This is a genomic window from Dokdonella immobilis (assembly GCF_900115085.1).
Lineage (GTDB): Bacteria > Pseudomonadota > Gammaproteobacteria > Xanthomonadales > Rhodanobacteraceae > Dokdonella > Dokdonella immobilis.
In genome coordinates this window covers 28,348-46,626 of sequence record NZ_FOVF01000027.1, presented here as the reverse complement: position 1 = coordinate 46,626, position 18,279 = coordinate 28,348, and the positions used below count along the sequence as shown (strand labels likewise).

16 protein-coding genes are annotated in these 18,279 nt (G+C 65.3%); 4 read left to right on the top strand and 12 right to left on the bottom strand.

Annotated features, from left to right (window positions below; all coding sequences use genetic code 11):
* Nucleotides 1-14: 14 nt before the first annotated feature.
* From BM125_RS15480 to BM125_RS15465, 4 genes are all read right to left on the bottom strand, one after another.
* On the bottom strand, nt 15-2,444 hold the full coding sequence (locus tag BM125_RS15480; protein WP_092409609.1) for an ADOP family duplicated permease: 2,430 nt from the start codon (nt 2,442-2,444) through the stop codon (nt 15-17).
* 108 nt (nt 2,445-2,552) lie between these two features.
* The gene (locus tag BM125_RS15475) at nt 2,553-4,946 is read right to left on the bottom strand and encodes an ADOP family duplicated permease (RefSeq protein WP_175498126.1); all 2,394 of its coding nucleotides are present in this window, start codon (nt 4,944-4,946) and stop codon (nt 2,553-2,555) included.
* A gap of 37 nt (nt 4,947-4,983) precedes the next feature.
* Nucleotides 4,984-5,772, bottom strand: a complete 789-nt coding sequence (locus BM125_RS15470; RefSeq protein WP_092409605.1) for an ABC transporter ATP-binding protein — start codon at nt 5,770-5,772, stop codon at nt 4,984-4,986.
* Between the two features lie 152 nt (nt 5,773-5,924).
* Nucleotides 5,925-7,175, bottom strand: a complete 1,251-nt coding sequence (locus BM125_RS15465) for an efflux RND transporter periplasmic adaptor subunit (RefSeq protein WP_092409603.1) — start codon at nt 7,173-7,175, stop codon at nt 5,925-5,927.
* Between the two features lie 528 nt (nt 7,176-7,703).
* On the opposite strand from BM125_RS15465, the gene BM125_RS15460 reads away from it, so the two are divergent.
* Nucleotides 7,704-7,979: a hypothetical protein gene (locus tag BM125_RS15460; RefSeq protein ID WP_092409601.1), complete on the top strand. Its 276-nt coding sequence runs from the start codon at nt 7,704-7,706 to the stop codon at nt 7,977-7,979.
* Nucleotides 7,980-8,469: 490 nt separating this feature from the next.
* Here BM125_RS15460 and BM125_RS15455 read toward each other — a convergent pair whose 3' ends face one another.
* The gene (locus BM125_RS15455; protein ID WP_092409599.1) at nt 8,470-8,628 is read right to left on the bottom strand and encodes a DUF3309 domain-containing protein; all 159 of its coding nucleotides are present in this window, start codon (nt 8,626-8,628) and stop codon (nt 8,470-8,472) included.
* Nucleotides 8,629-8,975: 347 nt separating this feature from the next.
* Here BM125_RS15455 and BM125_RS15450 point away from each other — a divergent pair, with 347 nt between their 5' ends.
* Both BM125_RS15450 and BM125_RS15445 read left to right on the top strand, forming a co-directional pair.
* Nucleotides 8,976-9,266: an EF-hand domain-containing protein gene (locus BM125_RS15450; RefSeq protein WP_092409597.1), complete on the top strand. Its 291-nt coding sequence runs from the start codon at nt 8,976-8,978 to the stop codon at nt 9,264-9,266.
* Nucleotides 9,267-9,509: 243 nt separating this feature from the next.
* On the top strand, nt 9,510-9,785 hold the full coding sequence (locus BM125_RS15445) for a hypothetical protein (RefSeq protein ID WP_139225053.1): 276 nt from the start codon (nt 9,510-9,512) through the stop codon (nt 9,783-9,785).
* Nucleotides 9,786-9,889: 104 nt separating this feature from the next.
* Here the strand turns inward: BM125_RS15445 and BM125_RS15440 are convergent, their stop codons facing one another.
* From BM125_RS15440 to BM125_RS15425, 4 genes are all read right to left on the bottom strand, one after another.
* The gene (locus BM125_RS15440; protein WP_092409593.1) at nt 9,890-10,597 is read right to left on the bottom strand and encodes an HAD family hydrolase; all 708 of its coding nucleotides are present in this window, start codon (nt 10,595-10,597) and stop codon (nt 9,890-9,892) included.
* Nucleotides 10,590-11,822: a GGDEF domain-containing protein gene (locus tag BM125_RS15435; protein ID WP_092409591.1), complete on the bottom strand. Its 1,233-nt coding sequence runs from the start codon at nt 11,820-11,822 to the stop codon at nt 10,590-10,592. The genes BM125_RS15440 and BM125_RS15435 overlap by 8 nt, the downstream gene beginning before the upstream one ends.
* A 552-nt stretch (nt 11,823-12,374) precedes the next feature.
* Nucleotides 12,375-12,527, bottom strand: coding sequence for a hypothetical protein (locus BM125_RS20305; protein ID WP_175498125.1), 153 nt, complete (start codon nt 12,525-12,527; stop codon nt 12,375-12,377).
* A 449-nt stretch (nt 12,528-12,976) separates the two neighbouring features.
* Nucleotides 12,977-15,217, bottom strand: a complete 2,241-nt coding sequence (locus BM125_RS15425; protein WP_245778946.1) for a serine/threonine-protein kinase — start codon at nt 15,215-15,217, stop codon at nt 12,977-12,979.
* Between BM125_RS15425 and BM125_RS20715 the strand changes: the two genes are divergently transcribed.
* A complete protein-coding gene (locus BM125_RS20715; protein ID WP_245778947.1) occupies nt 15,101-15,490 on the top strand; it encodes a hypothetical protein in 390 nt (129 codons plus the stop codon). The two genes, BM125_RS15425 and BM125_RS20715, sit on opposite strands and share 117 nt — an antisense overlap.
* A 25-nt stretch (nt 15,491-15,515) precedes the next feature.
* Here the strand turns inward: BM125_RS20715 and BM125_RS20300 are convergent, their stop codons facing one another.
* The 3 genes from BM125_RS20300 to BM125_RS20290 all read right to left on the bottom strand — a co-directional run bounded on the left by BM125_RS20300 (nt 15,516) and on the right by BM125_RS20290 (nt 17,874).
* Nucleotides 15,516-16,103: an ECF-type sigma factor gene (locus BM125_RS20300; RefSeq protein WP_175498124.1), complete on the bottom strand. Its 588-nt coding sequence runs from the start codon at nt 16,101-16,103 to the stop codon at nt 15,516-15,518.
* Nucleotides 16,104-16,219: 116 nt separating this feature from the next.
* Nucleotides 16,220-17,494 (bottom strand): zinc metalloprotease, encoded by a 1,275-nt coding sequence (locus BM125_RS20295; RefSeq protein WP_175498123.1) that lies wholly within the window; start codon nt 17,492-17,494, stop codon nt 16,220-16,222.
* Between the two features lie 239 nt (nt 17,495-17,733).
* Nucleotides 17,734-17,874, bottom strand: a complete 141-nt coding sequence (locus tag BM125_RS20290) for a hypothetical protein (protein ID WP_175498122.1) — start codon at nt 17,872-17,874, stop codon at nt 17,734-17,736.
* Nucleotides 17,875-18,279: the final 405 nt, after the last annotated feature.

Sequence of the window (18,279 nt, the reverse complement as noted above, 5' to 3'; positions counted from 1 at the left end):
GGAGGCGCCTCGCGCTATTCATCGCGCAGCGCTTCCATCGGCGACATGCGCGCCGCCTGCAGACTTGGAATCAGGCAGGCCAGCAGCGCAGCCGCGCCGAGCACGATCACGACCAGGGCCAGGACCCGCGGATCGGCAGCCTGGACACCGTACAGTTGCGCCGAGATCAGGCGGCCGAGGCCCAGCGCGCCGAGCAGGCCGACCGCCATGCCGGGCAGGATCATGCGCAGGCTGCTGCCGAGAATCAGTCGATGGACGGACAGCGTGCCGGCGCCGAGCGCCTGGCGCAGGCCGATTTCGCGCCGACGCTGACCAACCGAATAGGCAATCACGCCGTACAGGCCGACCGCGGCCAGGGCGACGGCGACCGCGGCGAACAGACTCATCAGGGTCGTGTTGAAGCGGCGCAGTCCGAGCGTCTCGCCGATCACCGCGTCCATCGGGCGTACTTCATAGACCGGTGCATCCGCAGCCACTTCGCGCATGGCGCGGCGCAATGGCTCGATCTGGGCCATGGCATCGCCCTGCACCTTGAGGGCGATGCTGAGGTCACCCTGGATCGCCTTGCTGATCGGGAAATAAACTTCCGGGTTGATGTCGTGATCGAGGCCGGCCTGGCGCACGTTGCCGACCACGCCGACGACCGGAATCGGCGCATCACCAAAGGTCTTGATCTCGCTCGTCAGCGGATCGCGCCCGGCCAGATAGCGATCGGCAAAGGCGCGGTTGACGAGCAATTCCGTCGGCATCAGGGCGCGCCGCCCGTCCATCGCGTTGAACGCGCGTCCGGCTTCCACCGGAATGCCGAAGGTCCTGAAATAGTCTTCGCTGACGAAGCGGTATTGCACTTCGGCATGCTTCTCCTCGGGTGCGCCGACGACCTGGAAGCTGCTGCTCCAGCTCGCGTTGCCCGAGGCCGGCAGACCGAAACTCAGCGAGACCGATTCGACACCGGGCAATTCGCGCAGCCGTTTTTCGATCGCGTCGAGCCGTGGGGTGAGCTGCCTGATCGCGTTTTCGGCCCAGACATTGAGATCCTGGCCCGGCTGCAGGATCAGGGTTGAAATGGAAAACTGGGCGGTCAGCACGTGGTCCGTGCGCACGCCTGGATCGACCCGGTCGAGTTGGCGCAGGCTGCCGATCAGCAACCCGGCGCCGGCCAGCAGGGTCAGCGCCAGGGCGACTTCGGCAGAGACCAGGATCGAACGTGCGCGCATCTGGCGGACGCTGCCGGTCTGGCTGCGTGAAGAACCCTGCATGGCCTTGACCGGATCGGTCGCCGCCGCGCGCAGCGCCGGGTAGAGGGCAAAGAGGAACAGTGTCAGCAACGCGACCGCACTGGTGCCGGCAACCACGCGCAGGTCGATCGTCGGCAGGTTGTAGGCAGAAAGCAGATCCGGCGCGAGGGCGACCAGGCCGGCGATCGCGGGTTTGGCCAGGGCAAGGCCCGCGCCGGTGCCGGCCAGGGCGATCAACAGGGATTCGGCGAGCGCATGGCGGACCAGGCGCCCGCGGGCGGCGCCGAGCGCGCTACGCAGGGCCAGTTCCTGGGCGCGGTTCTGGCCGCGCGCGAGCATCAGGTTGGCGAGATTGGCGCAGGCAATCAGCAGGACCAGGCCGGCTGCCGCGAGCAACATGTCCAGCGCGCTGCCGATCGGCGCGCCGATCTGCTCCTGCAGCGGGATCACACGCGCCTGCATGGCGGATTCGTCTTGCGGGAACGTACGCACCTGCCAATCGATCACGCCCTGGATACCGCTCGCCGCCTGCGCCGCGGACGCGTCTTCCTTGAGCAGACCGACGACGCGAAGGAAATTGACCGTGCGCCGGCTCTGCGCATGGCCCGGGGTAAATGTGGGAATCCAGACATCGCTGCGCTCGGGGAAGCGAAACTCCGGCCTGGCCACGCCGACGATGCGATAGGAATCGCCATTGAGGTGGATGTCGCTTCCGAGGACGCCGGCATTGGCGCCGAAACGCGAGCGCCACAGGGCATCGCTGAGCACGACCACGTGTTCGTTGTGCGACTCCTCCTGTTCGCCCCAGCTGGAACCGATCGCCATCGGTTGCGAGAACACCTGCCAGAATCCCGGTGTCACTTTGCTCAGGCTCAGGCGCTGCGCATCACCCGCGCCGGCACCGGTCAGGTTCATCGTTTCCGGAGCATAGGCGCCGAGCGCCGCGAATCCCCCGCCCCCGCGCTCGCGCCACTCGTCGAAAACCGGTACCGATACCGTGCGTTGCACCGAACTGCCCTGCTCGCGGCTGAGCGTGACGATGCGCTCGGCATGGTCGAACGGCAGCGGCTTGAGCAAGACCGCATCGTAGACGGTGAAGATCGCGGTGACCGCGCCGATGCCGAGGGTCAGGGTCAGGATCGCGGTCAGGAAGAACCCCGGCCTGGCACGCATCGCGCGCCAGGCCATGCGCAGTTCATTGATCATGCTCGTCTCCGGGATGTTTCGGCTTCAGCAGGCGAGATTGCGGATGCCCCGGCGCGAATTCTCCAGGGACGGAAATGGCGTGTGCGCATGGAGTGCGTATCGACCGCCTCATTGGAGCGCTTCGCCCGGGGCAATGGCGCTGGCGCGTCGCGCCGGCAGCAGGCAGGCGAGCAGCAGGGTGCCCAGCAGGAGCACCGCGACGCCGACAAGGGTCGGTGGATCGTTGCCGGCGATGCCGTAGAGCTGGCTCGTGGCCAGGCGCGAACCGACCAGGGCCAGGACCAGGCCGGCGAGTATCCCGCAGGCACCGATCGTCAAGCCGCTGCGCAGGACGAGCCGCACGACCCGTCCGCGATCGGCACCGAGGGCCTGGCGCAAGGCGAACTCGTGCCGGCGCTGGCCAACCGAAAAGGCCATGAGTCCGTACAGGCCTCCGACCGCGAGGGCCAGCGCAATCGTGGCGAAGGCCGCCAGCAGGACCAGGCTGACCCGACGCTCGGCCAGGGCATTGGAACGCAGGTCCGCCAGCGGTGCCAGCGCGTACGGCATTTCCCCGGCATGCTTCTCCAGTAGTGTGCGCAGGCTCGGGGCCAGAGCCGGCAGTCCGAGGCTGGAGCGCACGATCAGGTTGAAGTCGGCGGCGGCGAGCGGGCGCTGCTCGAGGTCGACATAGACCGCACCCATCGGCGCTCGATCGAGACGGCTTTCGTGCACATCGCCAACGACACCGATGACGGTCAGCGCGCGCAGGTCGCCGTCCATGTTGCCGAACTGGATGCGTCGACCGATCGGATCGGCATCGCCCCAGGTCGCCCGCGCGGCAGCGGCACTGATCAGGGCGACGTGATTGCCATCGGCACGATCGCGTTCGTCGAAGGTGCGCCCGGCGAGCAGCGGAATGCCGGCCGCGGCGAAGTAGCCGCCGCTGGCGACGCGAAACTCGGCGTAGCCGATCGGCTTCGGTGAATTCGCGAAATCGCTGACGCCGCCATCCCAGAACGCACCATTCGTTCCGCCGTCGAGCGGCAGACTGCTGACCCCGCCGACGGATTCCACGCCGGGTAATGCCTGGACTTCGCGAATGACTTCCTCGAAGTGTCGCGCATTGTCGAATGCAGTGTCGGGATCGCGCGTTCGCGGGCGCGAGAGCTGCACGGTCATGGCGCTCTCGGCCTGGTAGCCTGGGTCGATGTCGAGCAGTGCCATGAAGCTGCGCCCAAGCAGCCCGACCCCCACCAGCAAGGCCGTCGTCAGCGCGGTCTGGCCGACCAGCAGGGCGGCACGCAAGGCGAGTTGGGACCGTCCTGGCGACTGGCCCCGGGCGCTCTCGCGCAGGGCCAGCGTCGTCGAACGACGCCGGCGCGACCCGAGCACGGCCAGGGTCGTGACGACGGCAATCGACAGCGCAGCGACCATGACGAACACCAGCGCGGCCGGCCCGACGACGATCTCGCCCAGGCGGGGCAACTGGACCTCGCCGCCGTGCACGAGCAGGCGTATCGAGAGCATGGCGAGGCCAAGGGCAGCCACGCCAGCGACTGTTGCGATCAGCAATCCTTCGAGGAAGACCTGGCGCGCAATGCGAAGGCCGCTGGCCCCGAGGGCCGCGCGCACGGCGAGCTCGCGGCTGCGCGACGCATTCAGGGCGAGCAGCAGGTTGGCTGCATTGGTGACCGCGATCAGCAATAGGAACGCAGTGCCCGCGGCGAGCAGCAGCAGCGGCTGGCGTACCGGTGCGGCGAGCGCATCGCGCAGCGGCACCAGGTCGAAGCCGGCCGCATCGGTCTGCTCGCCGTACTGGCGCGACAGACTGGCGGCAAGCGCCGAGGCGGCGAGTCTCGCCTCGGCGAGCGGGGCGTCCTTGCGAAGACGAGCCAGCATCGACCAGTTGTGCGCCGAGCGCGAGCTTCCGGGGTCGTCCGTGAAGGGTACCCAGGCTGCCGCCTTCTCCGGAAAAGCGAACGTGGGCGGCATGACCCCGATGATCGTCGCCGGCTCACCGTCGATCGACAGCGCGCTGCCGAGTACGTCGGCACGTCCTTGCAACAGGCCCTGCCAGAGCCCGTGCGAGACCACGACGACACGCTCCCGGGTCCGCGCATCGAAGGTCCGACCGAGTTCCGCGGAGACGCCGAGTACGCGGAAGAAGTCTCCGCCTGCGTACACCGTTGTCGCGCGCTGCATGGCGCCGCCGCGTGTGAGCGGCCCACTGACCGCAGCGTAGTACGAAGCGGCTTCGATCACGGCAAGGCCTGCGCTGAGGTCGGCATAGTTCGGCCAGGCGACGCGCATCGCATGGCCATCCCCGGCCAGCTCATCGACCTGGACAAGGCGATCGGCGTCCGGATAGGGGAGTTCGCGCAGCAATACGGCATCGACGATCGCGTAGATCGCAACCGCGGCGCCCAGACCGAGGGCGAGCGTGCCCACGGCGAAGACCGTCGTCCCCATATGTGCGCGCAGGCTGCGCGCGGCAAAGCGCAGGTCCTGTAGCCAGCTCATGACGCAGGCATCCCGCGCCGGCCTTCGATCCTTGCGCTCACGCCGAGCCGCCGTCGATCGCGATGCGCGCAGCGGCCCGCTCGGCCAGCGGTCGCAGCAGCCGCTGGTCTTCCTCGTGGCGCAGCCGATGCATGGTTTCCTCGTCGACCACGCGACCGTCGAACATGAAGATCTTGCGGCCGGCGAAATCGGCATAGCGCGGGTCGTGGGTGACCATGCAGATGGTCGAACCGGACTTGTGCAGCTCGTCGAGCAGGGCCATGACCGCCTCGCCGTTCTTCGAATCGAGGTTGCCGGTCGGTTCGTCGGCAAGCAGGATCGAAGGCGCGCCGACGAGTGCGCGGGCGACCGCCACACGCTGCTGCTGGCCACCGGAAAGCTGCGCCGGATAGTGCTTGACGCGGTGTGCCATGCCGACCCGCTCGAGTGCGGCGACGGCGCGCTCGCGACGTTCGGCCTTGGTCGTGCCGTCGCGATAGGTCAGCGGCAGTTCGACATTCTCGAACACGGTGAGGTCGCCGATCAGGTTGAAGGCCTGGAAGACGAAGCCGATCTCCTGGTTGCGGATGGCCGCGCGTTCGCTCGCGCCGATGTCCGCGACCTGGCGTCCGTTCAGGGTATAGCGCCCCTCGGTCGGTGTATCGAGCAGGCCCAGGATCGCCAGCAGGGTGGATTTTCCGCAGCCCGAAGGGCCGGTGATCGACACGTACTCACCTCGGGCAATGTCGATGTGGACGCCGGCCAGCGCATGCGTCTCGACCTCATCGGTCAGGAACACCTTCTGGATGTTGTCGAGATGGATCAGCGAGTCGTTGCGTTCGTTCATGTCAATCGGCCCTGCGATTCAAATAGCGAGTGGTGTCACGCTTTCTGTAGGAAGCGGCTTCAGCCGCGATGCTTGTCATCATTTGATGCATAGACATCGCGGCTGAAGCCGCTTCCTACAGTGGTTCTTCATTGATTGATGTCCGTTTCATGTCAGTCCAGTCGAAGCTTGTCGCTCTGGTCGTAGGCGCTGGTGTCGGAAAGGATCACGCGATCGCCGACCTGCAGGCCATTGCGCACCTCGATCAGGTTGACCGAACTTCGGCCCAGCTGCACCGGCACGCGGCTGGCCACGTTGTCGGCATCCACCTTGAACAGGCGGACTTCCGATTCCGGTTGACCGAATGCCGGGCGCCCGACATACAGCACGTCGGCCAGGCGCTCGATCTCGATCGTGCCGTCGACCGAAAGATCGGGACGGGCGCCGGCCGGCAGCGCACCTTCGAGCTCGACATCGACCTGCACGGTGCCGTTCTGCACGGCCGGATCCACGCGCAGGACCTTGCCGGCGACGATGCCGTTGCGGGTGTCGATCCGCGCCGGCTGGCCGATGACGACATCCTTGGCCTGGGTTTCGGCGATGCGCAACTCGGCCATCAGATCGCCCGGTCGGGCGACGCGGGCCAGATTGGCGCCGGCGTCGACCTGCTGACCTTCCTCGACCGGCACGCGCTGCAGCACGCCGGCGATGCCCGCGCGGACCTGGAGCGCGTCGGCCTGGCGCTGGCGCAAGTCGCGGGTGTTGGCCAACTGGTCGAGGCGCGCCTGCTCGGCGGCCAGCTGCGCGGTGATGTTGCGCTCGAATTCGGCGACCCGCTGGCGTTCGATCTCGACGCGGTACTTGAGCTGCTCGAGTACGACCAGGCTCTTCTTGTACTGCACCGCGGGAATGATGCCCTTCTCCGCCACGGTCTTCTCCGACTCGGCCTGCATGCGCGCCGTCTCGTAGTCGGTTCTTGCCTGGGCCTCGGCGGCCTGCTGGTCGAGCAGGCGCGACTTCAAGTCGGTGCGACGCGCGGCGAGGTCGGATTGCGCCGCGGTCAGGGCGGCCTTGGCCGCCAGCAGCTGGTCATCGACTTCCGGATTGCTCAGCTCGAGGATGACCGTATCCGGCTCCACGGCGGCGCCCGGCTTGACCAGGACGCGTTCGACCCGGGCCGAGGTTTCCGCGGCGATCCAGCGAATCTCCTTCGGCACGAGGGTGCCGGGTCCGCGCACCTCGCGCAGCAGCTCGCCGCGCTTGACGGTATCGACCAGCACGCTGCTGCGTTCGACCGAGGGCATGGCCGGGCCGAGCGCCATGAGACCGGCCGCGGCGGCCAGTACGAGGAGGAGGACGACGCCGCCGACCAGCCACTGGCGACGACGCTTGCGTATCTTGAGTTCGGGGCGGGCGATATCCATGCCCCCTGTTCAGCATGAGCTGTGCCAACCACTCACGGAATCGATAACTGTCTGAATATCCGGTCTTTATTCGAAAGCGACGCGAGCAGCTTGGGTTCCATGTGTCCGTTTGCGAACACTTGTCTTCACGCCAGCGTTCATCTCCTGGACACGGGTCCCTTCTCCTGGACAGCCTCGCCGGCGGCGACCGGCCGGCCGTCGGCACGGCACGAGCGGCAGCGCGCGGGAGCGGATTTGGCAATCTCCGACACGATTCGGCGAAGCCGCTTGCTCCGGCCGTGGCGGTCGACCGACGGGATTTGTCCAGGCTTGCCAGATTGCCGTGCCAGGCGGCGCCCAGGCAGGGTCAAAGCGGCACAGCAAAGCATTGGATTAGTGGAAAGTGTTCAGCCTGGAGTGCGAAGTTTGTGATCTGCCCCACAATTCCGGCAGGCAACGGGCATCAGCGCATGGAACCGGGCCGTTCTTGGCACAGGGCTTGCTCAACACCTACCAAGAGCAAGTTTCCCATTCAAGGAGAACATCATCATGGGCAGCATCTTCAGCTTCGGATCGCGCAAGGCCGACACCAACGGCTCCTTCATTGGATGGGAAATCCGCTACGACGGCGTCCTGTCCGTCGCCCTCATCGACGACGTGCCATTCGCCGGCATTTCGGGGCCGTGGCCGGATGGCAACTACGCGCTGACCTGGTGGTCTTCGCGCGACGCCGATGCCCAGCCGACTCTGGAGTTCTATCCTTCGATGGACGATGCGCGCCAGCGCGTCGAGGACGTCGCCGGACAGGTTGCCCGCGCCGCCTGAAACCGTGGTGGCCCGACGCGCGTCTGGATCCCGCCAGGCCACGATTCGCTGCCCCGAGCGCAACAATGGAAAAGCCGGAAGTGCCATGCACCTCCGGCTTTTTTCATGCGCGTCCGAATGGCTATTGCATGCAGACGCCCGAATTGGGAATGCCCACCCTGCGCGAAGTCCGTGCTCGCTGAGCCTTCCCACATTGCGAAGGACGGGGGACGGGTCCAGGGAGGGCATGAACGAGTGGCACAACCGTCACGACACTTGCCCGCGTGCAGATCGCCGCACGCCGACGCAGGCAGACGGGCGGTCGTTGAAGTCGACGCAACCCAAGCAGGTACCACCCCGGCAATCGACTCAATGGAACAAGGGGGACCTGCAGAAGGCCCGCCACAGGCACCGCGCGACTCGCCAAGGCACCAGCCTTGAAGTCGCCACGCAGCACCTGTGGCTAGCCTTCTGAACGCGATGACGATTGCGCCATTCGTTCAGACCTTCCCTAGATCCTTCCCATCAGCAACAGGATCAGGATGATGGCGACGACAAGGCCCAGGCCGCCACTGGGCCCGTAGCCCCAGCTTCGACTGTAGCCCCAGGTCGGCAAGGCGCCGATGAGCAAGATGATGAAAACAATCAGTAGTATTGTTGAAAGGGTCATTGCGCTTTTCTCCACTGGGTTTGCGGTAACGGGATGACGCCTGCGCTCCGCCTCAAATTGCTTTTTCCGCTGGCGCCTTCTTCGCTCTTCAGGCGCATGAACAGGATCAAGTTCGCTCCGTGAACCGATCCTGTCATGCAGCGGTTCGTGGATTCCCCATACAGCGGGCACTCATCGACGCAGTCCCGACACCCAGGTCTTCCCGAGCAAGACCGCCTTGCTGTCGAAGCGCTGAATCCTCGATCAGCGAATCGCGGAAATTCATCGGCCAGCCACGTGGCTCGGGTCAGGGTTGCCCGTGTGGCGCTGAAACCGTGCAGCGTCACCCCTCACAAAAGGAGTCCCCAATGAACTTCCGACATCTGATGAGCTTGCTCGCATCCACCCTTGTTTTCGCGGCAGTCTCGGCAAACGCCGCGGCGGACGACATGTCCGGGCACCAGGCCTCAGCACCCGAATGGACCGATGCCGACAGCAATCGCGATGGTTACCTGTCCAAGGAGGAACTGGTGCCCTACCCCACCTTGGGTCAGGACTTCGCGCGGATCGACACCAACAGCGACGGCAAGCTTTCGAAGGACGAATACGTGTCGTGGATGAGCATGGATCACGACATGCGCAAGGACGACAAGCACTGATCCGGAACGGTGGCGGGTCGACGCGCAAGCTCGACCCGCCGCCTGCGGACCGGGCATGCGGCGAGGTCGCTTGCCAGGCCTGCCCAACCGCGAGCGCGTGTCCTGCGCGCCGGGCCAGCTTCGTGACATCTTACTGAACGCCCGGCCCGTTCAGCTCCATGTTCACCAGCCAGCAGGAGGCCAGGTGGCAGATTGAGGTCCGACAGCCGCCGATCCTGCGGCATCACGACGGAGTCGCCAATGATGCTTCCCCGCATTGCCAATCGAGCGTTCGCCGTGACCTTGGCCATCGTCTCGGTGATGGCCTTCAGCGAGGCGTCGGACCTGACGCCTGGAGTGGTCGGCAACATGACGTACTCCTCGATTGACTACAACCGCGACGGCGTGGTCGACCGCGAAGAACTGGCCACCTATCCGTCCCGCCATCGGGGCGTCGCGGCGCTCGGGGCCCACTCCAATGACAACGTCACCGATGCGAAGCACGCACCGCTGTACGCGTCGACAACGCGTCACCCGTAACCGGCAGGCGCCCCGCCAGAACCGTCGGCAAGGGCTCGCCAGAAGCCCTGCCGGCGGTATGCCGGAGGCAAGGATGGTGGGCAAAACCGATGCCGGTCATCGGCTCACGGGGTACCAAGACGCTCGAGCGCGGCGGGGATCGAACTGGCCGTATTGATCTGGACGACGCGCGGATTGTCCACGGCAAAATCCGGATTGGTCTCCAGGGACCAGGTCGAGTGGTAGGGCATGTAGACACCCCAGCCACCGAGTTCGACCACCGGTGCGATATCGGAACGCAGCGAATTGCCGACCATGGCGAACGCGGCGGCCTGCACGTTGCACTCCTCGAGGACACGGGCGTAGGCCTCCGGGTCCTTTTCCGAAACGATCTCGATTCGATGGAAGAGATCGCCGAGATCGGAACGGCGGACCTTGGCCTGCTGGTGGATCAGGTCACCCTTGGTGATGAGGACGATTCGATACCGACGCGCGACGTCTTCCACGGCCTCGCGGATACCCGGCAGCAGGTTCACCGGGTGGGCAAGCACTTCCTTGCCGATGCCGACGAGGCGGTGCAGGTCACCGGAACTGATCAGCCCGCCGGTGATCTCGAAGGCGGCCTCGATCATCGACAGGGTCATGCCCTTGGCCCCATAGCCGAAGGCCTGGATATTCCTGGTCTCCACCGCCAGCAGGCGTTCATGGACGCGGACGTCGGCGAGATCAACATAGGCGCCGACGATGCGTTCGAACTCGGCCTGTGCGGCGTCGTAGAAGTCCTGGCTTTGCCAGAGCGTGTCGTCGCCGTCGAATCCGATCAGTTCAAGCATCCCGGGGCATCCCTGGACGAGCCTGCGAAGGCTGCACTGGCTTGGTCACGCGACCCATGCTGCGGCGCGCGATCAGGCCCGGCTCGAGCATGCTCACCGAGACGACCCGATTGCGCCCCTGCTGCTTGGCCGCGTACAGGGCGACGTCGACGGCTCCGTAGAATCCATCGTCGTTGATGTCGCGTTCGGCATGGAAGCTGCCGACGCCGATGCTGACCGACACCGGCACCGCGATGCCTGCGCAGACGACGGGCTCGGCTTCCAGGGCCTCGCGGAATGTATCGGTTCGGATCATGGTCGAAATCTCGTCGTAGTCGCGCAGGATGAGTCCGAACTCTTCGCCGCCGGTCCGGGCAACGACGACGTCGGGCTCGGGGAACGCTGCCCTGAGGCGCTCGGCGAGGTGGCGAAGCACCTCGTCGCCAATGACGTGGCCATGGCGGTCGTTGATCGACTTGAAATGATCGATGTCGAGCAGGGCCAGCGCAACCCCTGCCCCGGACAGCCATTGCGCTTCGCGAACCTGCTCGTTCAATGCTTCGCTGAAACTGCGCCGGTTGCGCAAGCCGGTCAGCGAATCGGTCCTGCTCAGTTCCTCGTAGCGATCGCGCTGCTCGACCAGCGCCTCGTCGACATCGAGTCGACGCCGGTAGTCGCTGCGCGAGCGGAATGCGGCGGCGCCGAGGTATCCGGAATAGAGGGTCAGGGTCAATGCGAGTATGTGCAATTGCGGGTCCGACCAGAGCACGAGGCCGGACGGGATGATCAACAGGGCGATGCCGATCACGGTCAAACGCAGGATGCTGGTATAGAGGTGAACCAGCACCGTGGAAAATGCAATCGTTCCGAACAACGACGCACTCTTGACCAGCGGCGGCACGAGCGGGTCGGCGAGGACCCAGACCTGGATACCGGCCCAGATCGCGATACTCGAAAGGGCGATGCAGGCATATCGGTTGATCCACCGCATCTGCGCTTCTGGATCATCCCGCGAGGGTCGGGTCAGCCTGCGCAGGACCGCTGCGATCACGAACAGCACGGTCAGCGCAAGCACGATCCAGGGGTGGCGGACATGCAGGTGCGTGGCGATTGCCAGTGGAAACCACGCGATAAGATAAAGAAATCCACCGACCGAGGAGCGCGCATAGGTATCGAAGACGCGAGTCTTCAGACGTCGGTCCTGTCGACGCCGGATTTCGCCTTCGCTGACCTCGACTGCGGTCATGCTCGTCTCCCCCCGGACACGGCACAAGTTTGCAAGCCTTCAATGATCCCATATCCTGTTCCGGGGGGCAGCACGGCATATTGCCTCGACGCGTTCGTTCACGGAACTGCGTCACAACTCGGCAACGACCGCACCCGCTTCGTCCGGCCCTGGCCCGGCACAGCGATGGGGCAGGTTCAGGCAGGAGGATGCAAAAAGAACGCCTGGCTTCCAGGGAGACCGACCATGCAAATCGACCATCTGCAACCTTGTGCACACCGCCCATGCATTTGCCAGGTCACCGCAGAGCAGGAATTCTGCAGCGACCATTGCCGCGAAATGGCCGCCAGTGGCCACGACACCTGCACCTGTGCACACCGCGAATGTGCAGAGAATCCCGAGTTGGTCCAGCCCGCACAAGTCCAGCCTGCCTGATCACACGACGACGACCCGCGCGACCGGCGGGTCAGGCCACATCTGCGGATTCAGGGACAGCCATTCGAGGATTCGGCCGGTCATGGTCGCAGGTGCGAGAAATCGAGGCCTGCATGACGCTTTCGCTGCGCTCGCAACTCAGTTCGGCTCGTCACCGCAGCGCATGCCGAAATGCGCGTTGCTCGAGTACCCGCCGTTCCAAACCTTGACGTCGACGTTGACGCCCTCCAGGGCCATGCAACTCACCGAGATCGTATTGTCGTAGCTCGGCGGATACGGATAGGTCGACATGCCGACCCGTACCGACCACTCATAGATGAGGTTGGTACCGGATCCCCCGCAAGTACTCTCAACCTCGACTGGAAAAGCCCGGCACCTGACGGAATGCGGGCGGATTGAAGTGCAATCGAGTATTGCCTCGATGGGCGCACCCACTGGCTGCAATTTTGGGCATTCATAGACTTTCGGGCGCACAGGAAATTCCTCCGGCGTGCATTTGACGACCGGGCAGACGGGAGGCTGGGCGCGTGAAGGCGACGGAGCCGCGAAGATGGCCAGGAACGCCAGCGCGGCCAATGACTGAACGCATGAATTCATTGCAGAACCTCCATTCGGGTTTGGGAACAACCGGCCGGGACGACAGGAGCGGGCGTGCCCGGATCGGCATGAAGCAATTCGCGCCTCCCGCGAGTGTCCGGGTTCGAGCTCTTCCTGTACTCGTAAGCCGGAGGCCGAATCGATCATGACGGGTCAACTTTCGGCAGATCAGCCGCACAAGTTAGCGATGCGGCGCGGTCCGCCTGGGTAACCGGGGCATTGGCCGACCTTGCCGATGGCGCAGGCGGACAGACCAGCGATCCGAACGAGAGCGCCAGTTGTTCGCGATAGGCCGCTGCGATATCCGGACCGGCCGAATCGAGATCCGGCACGACATTCTCGGGTAGAAGCACCTCCCGCGCTGCCGACTTCTCACCTCGTTTGAGCAGGGACTTCGCGTATTCGATCCGGAAAAACGTCACCAATGGGTCTGAGGGGTCACGGGCCACGCTGGCCGAGGCGATCGCCCGCCGGTAGCCGGTGGCGCTTTCCGGGTTGTACGGATCGACATAGTTCTGCATGAGAGCCAGATTAAAATAGGATCGTGCGGTCGTGACGTGGTTGCTGCCGAGGCTCTCGGCATAGGCAGTCGCCGCGCTGCGGTAGGGTTCGATGGATTCGCGGTAGCGCCCGGCTCGAACCAGGGCCAGGGCCAGTGTCGAATAGGTCAAGGCGGTCACCGATGACTTACGCCCAAAGGTCGATTCGATCTGCACCGAAAGCGTCTGCGCTTGCGCGGTCGCTTCATCGACTCGTCCGAGGTCGAGCAGGGCATCGACGCGACGCAAGCGCGTCAGCAGGACCGTCCCATGACGCGAATCGACGACCCGGGCCAGCTGGGTCGAGAGCGCGTCGAGCGTGCCAAGCGCCGCTGCCGGGTTACCGCCGAGACGCTGCGCCTCGGCCAGTTGCCACTGCGCATCAACGCGGTCGACCTGGGTGACATCGTCCGGAAAAGCGGCCACGACATCGGTCAGGAATGGAATCGCAGCGGACGGCTCGCTCCGCGCCATCCAGTACTTTCCGCGCGTCAGCCTGACCAGGGCATCGGTTGGGCGCTTGCGCTCGAGTTCGATCAGCGCCGCATCGGCCTGGTCGAATGCGTGCTGCGCGACCAGCCGCCGGGCCCGCAGCAATGAAAGGCGCCAGGCCAGCGCTTCCTGGCCCTCTTCACCCTCTGCCCATTGCAGCGCCTGGGCCATCGAAGTGTCATCGGCATCGACGACGCCGAGCGCGAGCTGCACGCTGCCCACCTCGGCCGCGAGCTCCGCATAAACCTCCGGGCGCCGGGCCACGTGCGCGGAGATTCGTCGGCTTGCCGCATCGAGAATGCTACGGGCACTGACTTCACCGCCGGACAGGCCGGTTGGATCCGCCGCCACGAATGCATCGCCAAGCGCCCTCAGCGCTTCGCGCGCCCGATCCCGTTCGCGATTCGCCACAACGCCCTGTTGCACGACCAGCACGAGCGCAATTCCGGTGCTGGCGATCACCGTGGCCGCGGCGGAAGTGATCGCGATGTTGCGTCGAATGAATTTTCGGACCCGATAATGCCATTGAGCGCCCGCCGCGCTGACCGGTCGCTTCTCGAGCCATTTCTGCAGATCCTCATCCAGCGCAGCCGCCGTTGCATATCGCGCGTCCGGTTCCTTGCGCAAGGCGCATTGCACGATGCTTTCCAGCTCGCCACGCAATGTTCGACGCCACTGACGCCGGTTCTCGGCGGAAATTTGCGGAGTGCCTTGCGCTTGCGTGGCTACGAAAGCCTGCTCCATCGGGCGCGGCGGCGTGGCGAGGATCAGCCGCTCGATGTCGGCGGCGCGCATCCCCGCCATGCGAAAGGGCGGCGAGCCGCAAAGCAGCTCGTACAGAAGCGCGCCAAGGGAATAGACATCGCAAGCCACGGTAATCGGCCCGCCTGTCAGCTGCTCGGGAGCAGCGTAGGCGGGCGTGAAGTAGCGATTGGCCGTGATCGTCGAGTCGCCCTCCTCGACCAGTCCCTTGGCGATACCGAAGTCAAGGAGGCGAACGCGACCATCGGCATCGACCATGACATTCGATGGCTTGATATCACGGTGAACGACCAGGGCCCGGTGGGCGTGCATCACCGCGGCGACCAGTTGCCGGAACACACCAATGCGTTCCGTGATCCCAAGGCGCTTCTGCGCGCAATACTCGAGCAGCGGTTGTCCGCGGATCAGCTCCATGGCGACGAAGGGTGTTCCGTCTGCCGTTTCCCCGGCGTCTAGCAATCTGGCGATCCCCGGATGCTCGAGCCGCGCGAGCATGCGTCGCTCGATCAGAAACCGCTCGATCGCCGCGCCATGGCGCAGTTCAGGGCGCAGGATCTTGATGGCGGCTTCCTGACGCGCACCTGCGCACACGCGCACACCTCGAAAGACGCAGCCCATGCCGCCACGCCCGAGTTCTTCGTGCAGGATGAAGCCTCCCGCCGTGGCATGAACCGGGGTTTGCTTCATTTCCGACAAGGCCGACGCGAGCAGGCCGACCGGCACGCCATCGGGAATCGACGCCGCCTGTTCTTCGCGCGCGAGCAATCTGCGCAGCTCGCCCATCGTCCCGGGTTCCGACGAATCAAGCGCATCAAGCCATTTCACGCGCTGTTCCGGCGGCAGTTCGAGCGCCTGGGCAAATAGATCCTGGAGACGGCGGAGCCTTGCGCTAGCGGTCACGAATCGTCAGGTCCAATTGGTCGGCCAGCCAGTTGCGTGCAAACCGCCATTGGCGTCCGACGGTGGCAACCGAACTGCCGCAAACCTGCGCAATGCGCTCCACACCCAATCCCGCAAAAAGGCGCAGTTCCACGACGCGCGCGCAGTCGGCATCGAGCCCCTGAAGTCGCGTCAGTGCCTGATCGAGCGCCAGCCAGTCGACCTGATCGCCGACCGCCGGAACGTCCCCCGAACTCAATTCGTCGAACTGCACCGCGATCTGACCCGCTCCTCGCTTCATGGCCGAGCGCTCGCGCAGGTAATCGACGACCACCCGGCGCACCACGGTGGCGGTGATCGCGAGGAAATGATCGCGATTCCTCCACTCCACCTCGCGCTGCTGCTCAAGGCGGATATAAGCTTCATTGACCAGCTCGGTTGCCGACAGGGTCAGCCCCGACGGCGCTCGCCGCAGTTGCACGCCAACCAGGCCGCGCAGGACCGGATAGAGATATTCCACCAGCGTATTTTCGGCGTTCCGATCGCCTTCTCGCCAACTCGTCAGGAGCCCGGTGATTCCAGGCTGATTGTTCGGCACGAACCTAACCCCCGCAACTGTTCTCGGGGGTATTGTCGCACTCATGCGGAATTCATTTTCCCGGGACGGGCGATCAGGCCTGCGTCGTGCATCTCGGGGCCGGGACGACAATGCGATCAAGCGGACGGCTCGCCTCTCGACCAGCGTCGCCACCAGCGTTTCGCGGTCACTTGCAGAAATCGTCCAAGCACGACGACCATGAACACCTGCCAGAGAAAACTGCCGATCAGGACCCAGAAGTCGGCAATGCCGATCCGGGACCAGGCACTGGTTCGCAGATCCTGCGCGAGCCGAGGCAGCGCCTCGAGTGCCGCCTCGCCGAAATGGTCGACTGCGGCGACGACCATCCAGGCAAAGAAGGCCGTGCTCAGAACGCCATAACCCAAAAGGGCAGTCGTTGTTCGCGGTCCGAACCGGATCCGACCAGCCATGACCGGTCGCCGCCGCAGACGATTCCATGATGCTGCCAATGAAGACCGCGCCGCCTCGCGCAGATTGGCGATACCGAGCAGATCGCTGGCCAGCCAGTAGCCATCCATGCGCAGAAACGGGTTCATGTTCCAGAGGATCGATATCGCACCGGCGAGCGCCGCCACCAGCAATGCTGCGTGCCCACTGACGCTGTGCCAGAACATCAAGCCGGCGATCCAGAGTCCTTGCAGATAGACCCCGGCGATGTCGATCAGTGCACGCTCGCGCCGACTCATTCGCCAGGTTTCGGACAGATCCGCGTAGGCGACCGGAAAGCAGACGTACCAGCCGATCCCGATACTCACTCCGCGCGCGCCGGAGCGCCAGGCGGCAGCGGCATGACCGAGTTCGTGCACGACGACACCGACGATGCCCAGAGCCAACGCACGCAACACGTCTGCGGAGCTGGCCGCCGCGAACCGGCCTTCACTGGACAACGCCTGCATGAGGGCCACGAGCGCCACGAGGACGGCCACTGCCCCCGGTATCATCAGCACCGGAGCGAAGAGATGCTGCAGGTGACGAGCCACCCGATTGACACTGGCGGCGCCCAGCACGGGCAACATGAGACTCATGTATGCGGGTCGCAGCGGCTGCTCGGGAGCATTGCGCCGCACGCTCGCCTCGCCGCCGCACGGAATCAGCAGCCGGCAGGGCAGACAACGTTCGTGGATGAGTGCCTGCAAGGCCGGGCCATCGGACTCGCGCCAGCCTTCGGCCTGAAGTTCGGACTCCGTCCAGGCCAGGGTCCGAGGGCGCGCGTACGCGGTCAGCAGGTGATGCATCGGTGCCGACACCAGCAGACGCTGCTCGCGACCTCTGCCATCGTCCAGTTCATAGAGCCAGCGCGTCGTCAGCGCCGCGTCGTCGAATTCCTGAACGCGCAGGGACGGATTGATCTGATAGAGACGCTCGCTCATTTCCCACTCTCGTCAACGGGATCCGACCGTGCAACGCTTCAATCGCGCGGACCGGAACCGGATCGCCACCTCGACGCACCCTGTCGGTCCGCATCGATTGGCGCGCATTGCGCGGAACCGAACTGATCGCGACAGGCACCCGATCCGTCGCCAGCGACCGCAAGCCGGCGACCGGGAACCCGGTCGCCGGGCACGCGGCGGGCCGGACGCCAGGCGTCCGGCCCGCCTTCGGCGTTCGCTTACTGCGGATCGCAGTAGGTGAATTCGGGGCATCCGGTCGACGGGTCGCCGTCACCACCGCCGCCGCCGCCGCAGCAGCTGAACTCGACGCGCTGCTCAAGTTCGGTGATCGACATTTCTTCGATGAGATTCTTGTTCATGGGTGACTCCTCAGGTTTGCAAGACGGGCCACAGGGGCCCAGGGAAATCCCGATACCTCGGGACGATTCGTTGCTGTGCATCGATCTCGGTCGCGCAGCAGGCCGCATCATCGGCAGGCACGCCGACAACCGTGACGCCCGGCCCGACTCGTCACCGCCGCTGCAGCAATCGCACTGCCGATGCTGTCGCGACTTCGCGCCGGCATCGGCAATCGGCATCCGTCCGCTGCGCTGCGGCGAGACGGCCCGACCGACCGATACCGCGAGCCAAAGCGGCGGAAATCTTCGGGCCGCGATTGCGTCCTCTTCCATGGAAGGCGTCTCGCCTTGCGCTTGCACGGCAGCGCCCTGCGCGCGCTACGAAGGGCACTGCCCATCGCGCTGGCACCCGTTCGCCACGAACTG

Bases quoted from the DNA above. Each gene is read 5' to 3' on its own strand.
- BM125_RS15450 (WP_092409597.1), top strand. From the start codon at position 8,976: ATGAACTTCCGACATCTGATGAGCTTGCTCGCATCCACCCTTGTTTTC.
- BM125_RS20290 (WP_175498122.1), bottom strand. From the start codon at position 17,874: ATGAACAAGAATCTCATCGAAGAAATGTCGATCACCGAACTTGAGCAG.
- BM125_RS15475 (WP_175498126.1), bottom strand. From the start codon at position 4,946: ATGAGCTGGCTACAGGACCTGCGCTTTGCCGCGCGCAGCCTGCGCGCA.
- BM125_RS15445 (WP_139225053.1), top strand. From the start codon at position 9,510: ATGCTTCCCCGCATTGCCAATCGAGCGTTCGCCGTGACCTTGGCCATC.
- BM125_RS20715 (WP_245778947.1), top strand. From the start codon at position 15,101: ATGCTCGAGCCGCGCGAGCATGCGTCGCTCGATCAGAAACCGCTCGAT.
- BM125_RS15460 (WP_092409601.1), top strand. From the start codon at position 7,704: ATGGGCAGCATCTTCAGCTTCGGATCGCGCAAGGCCGACACCAACGGC.
- BM125_RS15470 (WP_092409605.1), bottom strand. From the start codon at position 5,772: ATGAACGAACGCAACGACTCGCTGATCCATCTCGACAACATCCAGAAG.
- BM125_RS20305 (WP_175498125.1), bottom strand. From the start codon at position 12,527: ATGTCGACCTATCCGTATCCGCCGAGCTACGACAATACGATCTCGGTG.
- BM125_RS15440 (WP_092409593.1), bottom strand. From the start codon at position 10,597: ATGCTTGAACTGATCGGATTCGACGGCGACGACACGCTCTGGCAAAGC.
- BM125_RS15455 (WP_092409599.1), bottom strand. From the start codon at position 8,628: ATGACCCTTTCAACAATACTACTGATTGTTTTCATCATCTTGCTCATC.
- BM125_RS15480 (WP_092409609.1), bottom strand. From the start codon at position 2,444: ATGATCAATGAACTGCGCATGGCCTGGCGCGCGATGCGTGCCAGGCCG.
- BM125_RS15435 (WP_092409591.1), bottom strand. From the start codon at position 11,822: ATGACCGCAGTCGAGGTCAGCGAAGGCGAAATCCGGCGTCGACAGGAC.
- BM125_RS20295 (WP_175498123.1), bottom strand. From the start codon at position 17,494: ATGAGCGAGCGTCTCTATCAGATCAATCCGTCCCTGCGCGTTCAGGAA.
- BM125_RS15465 (WP_092409603.1), bottom strand. From the start codon at position 7,175: ATGGATATCGCCCGCCCCGAACTCAAGATACGCAAGCGTCGTCGCCAG.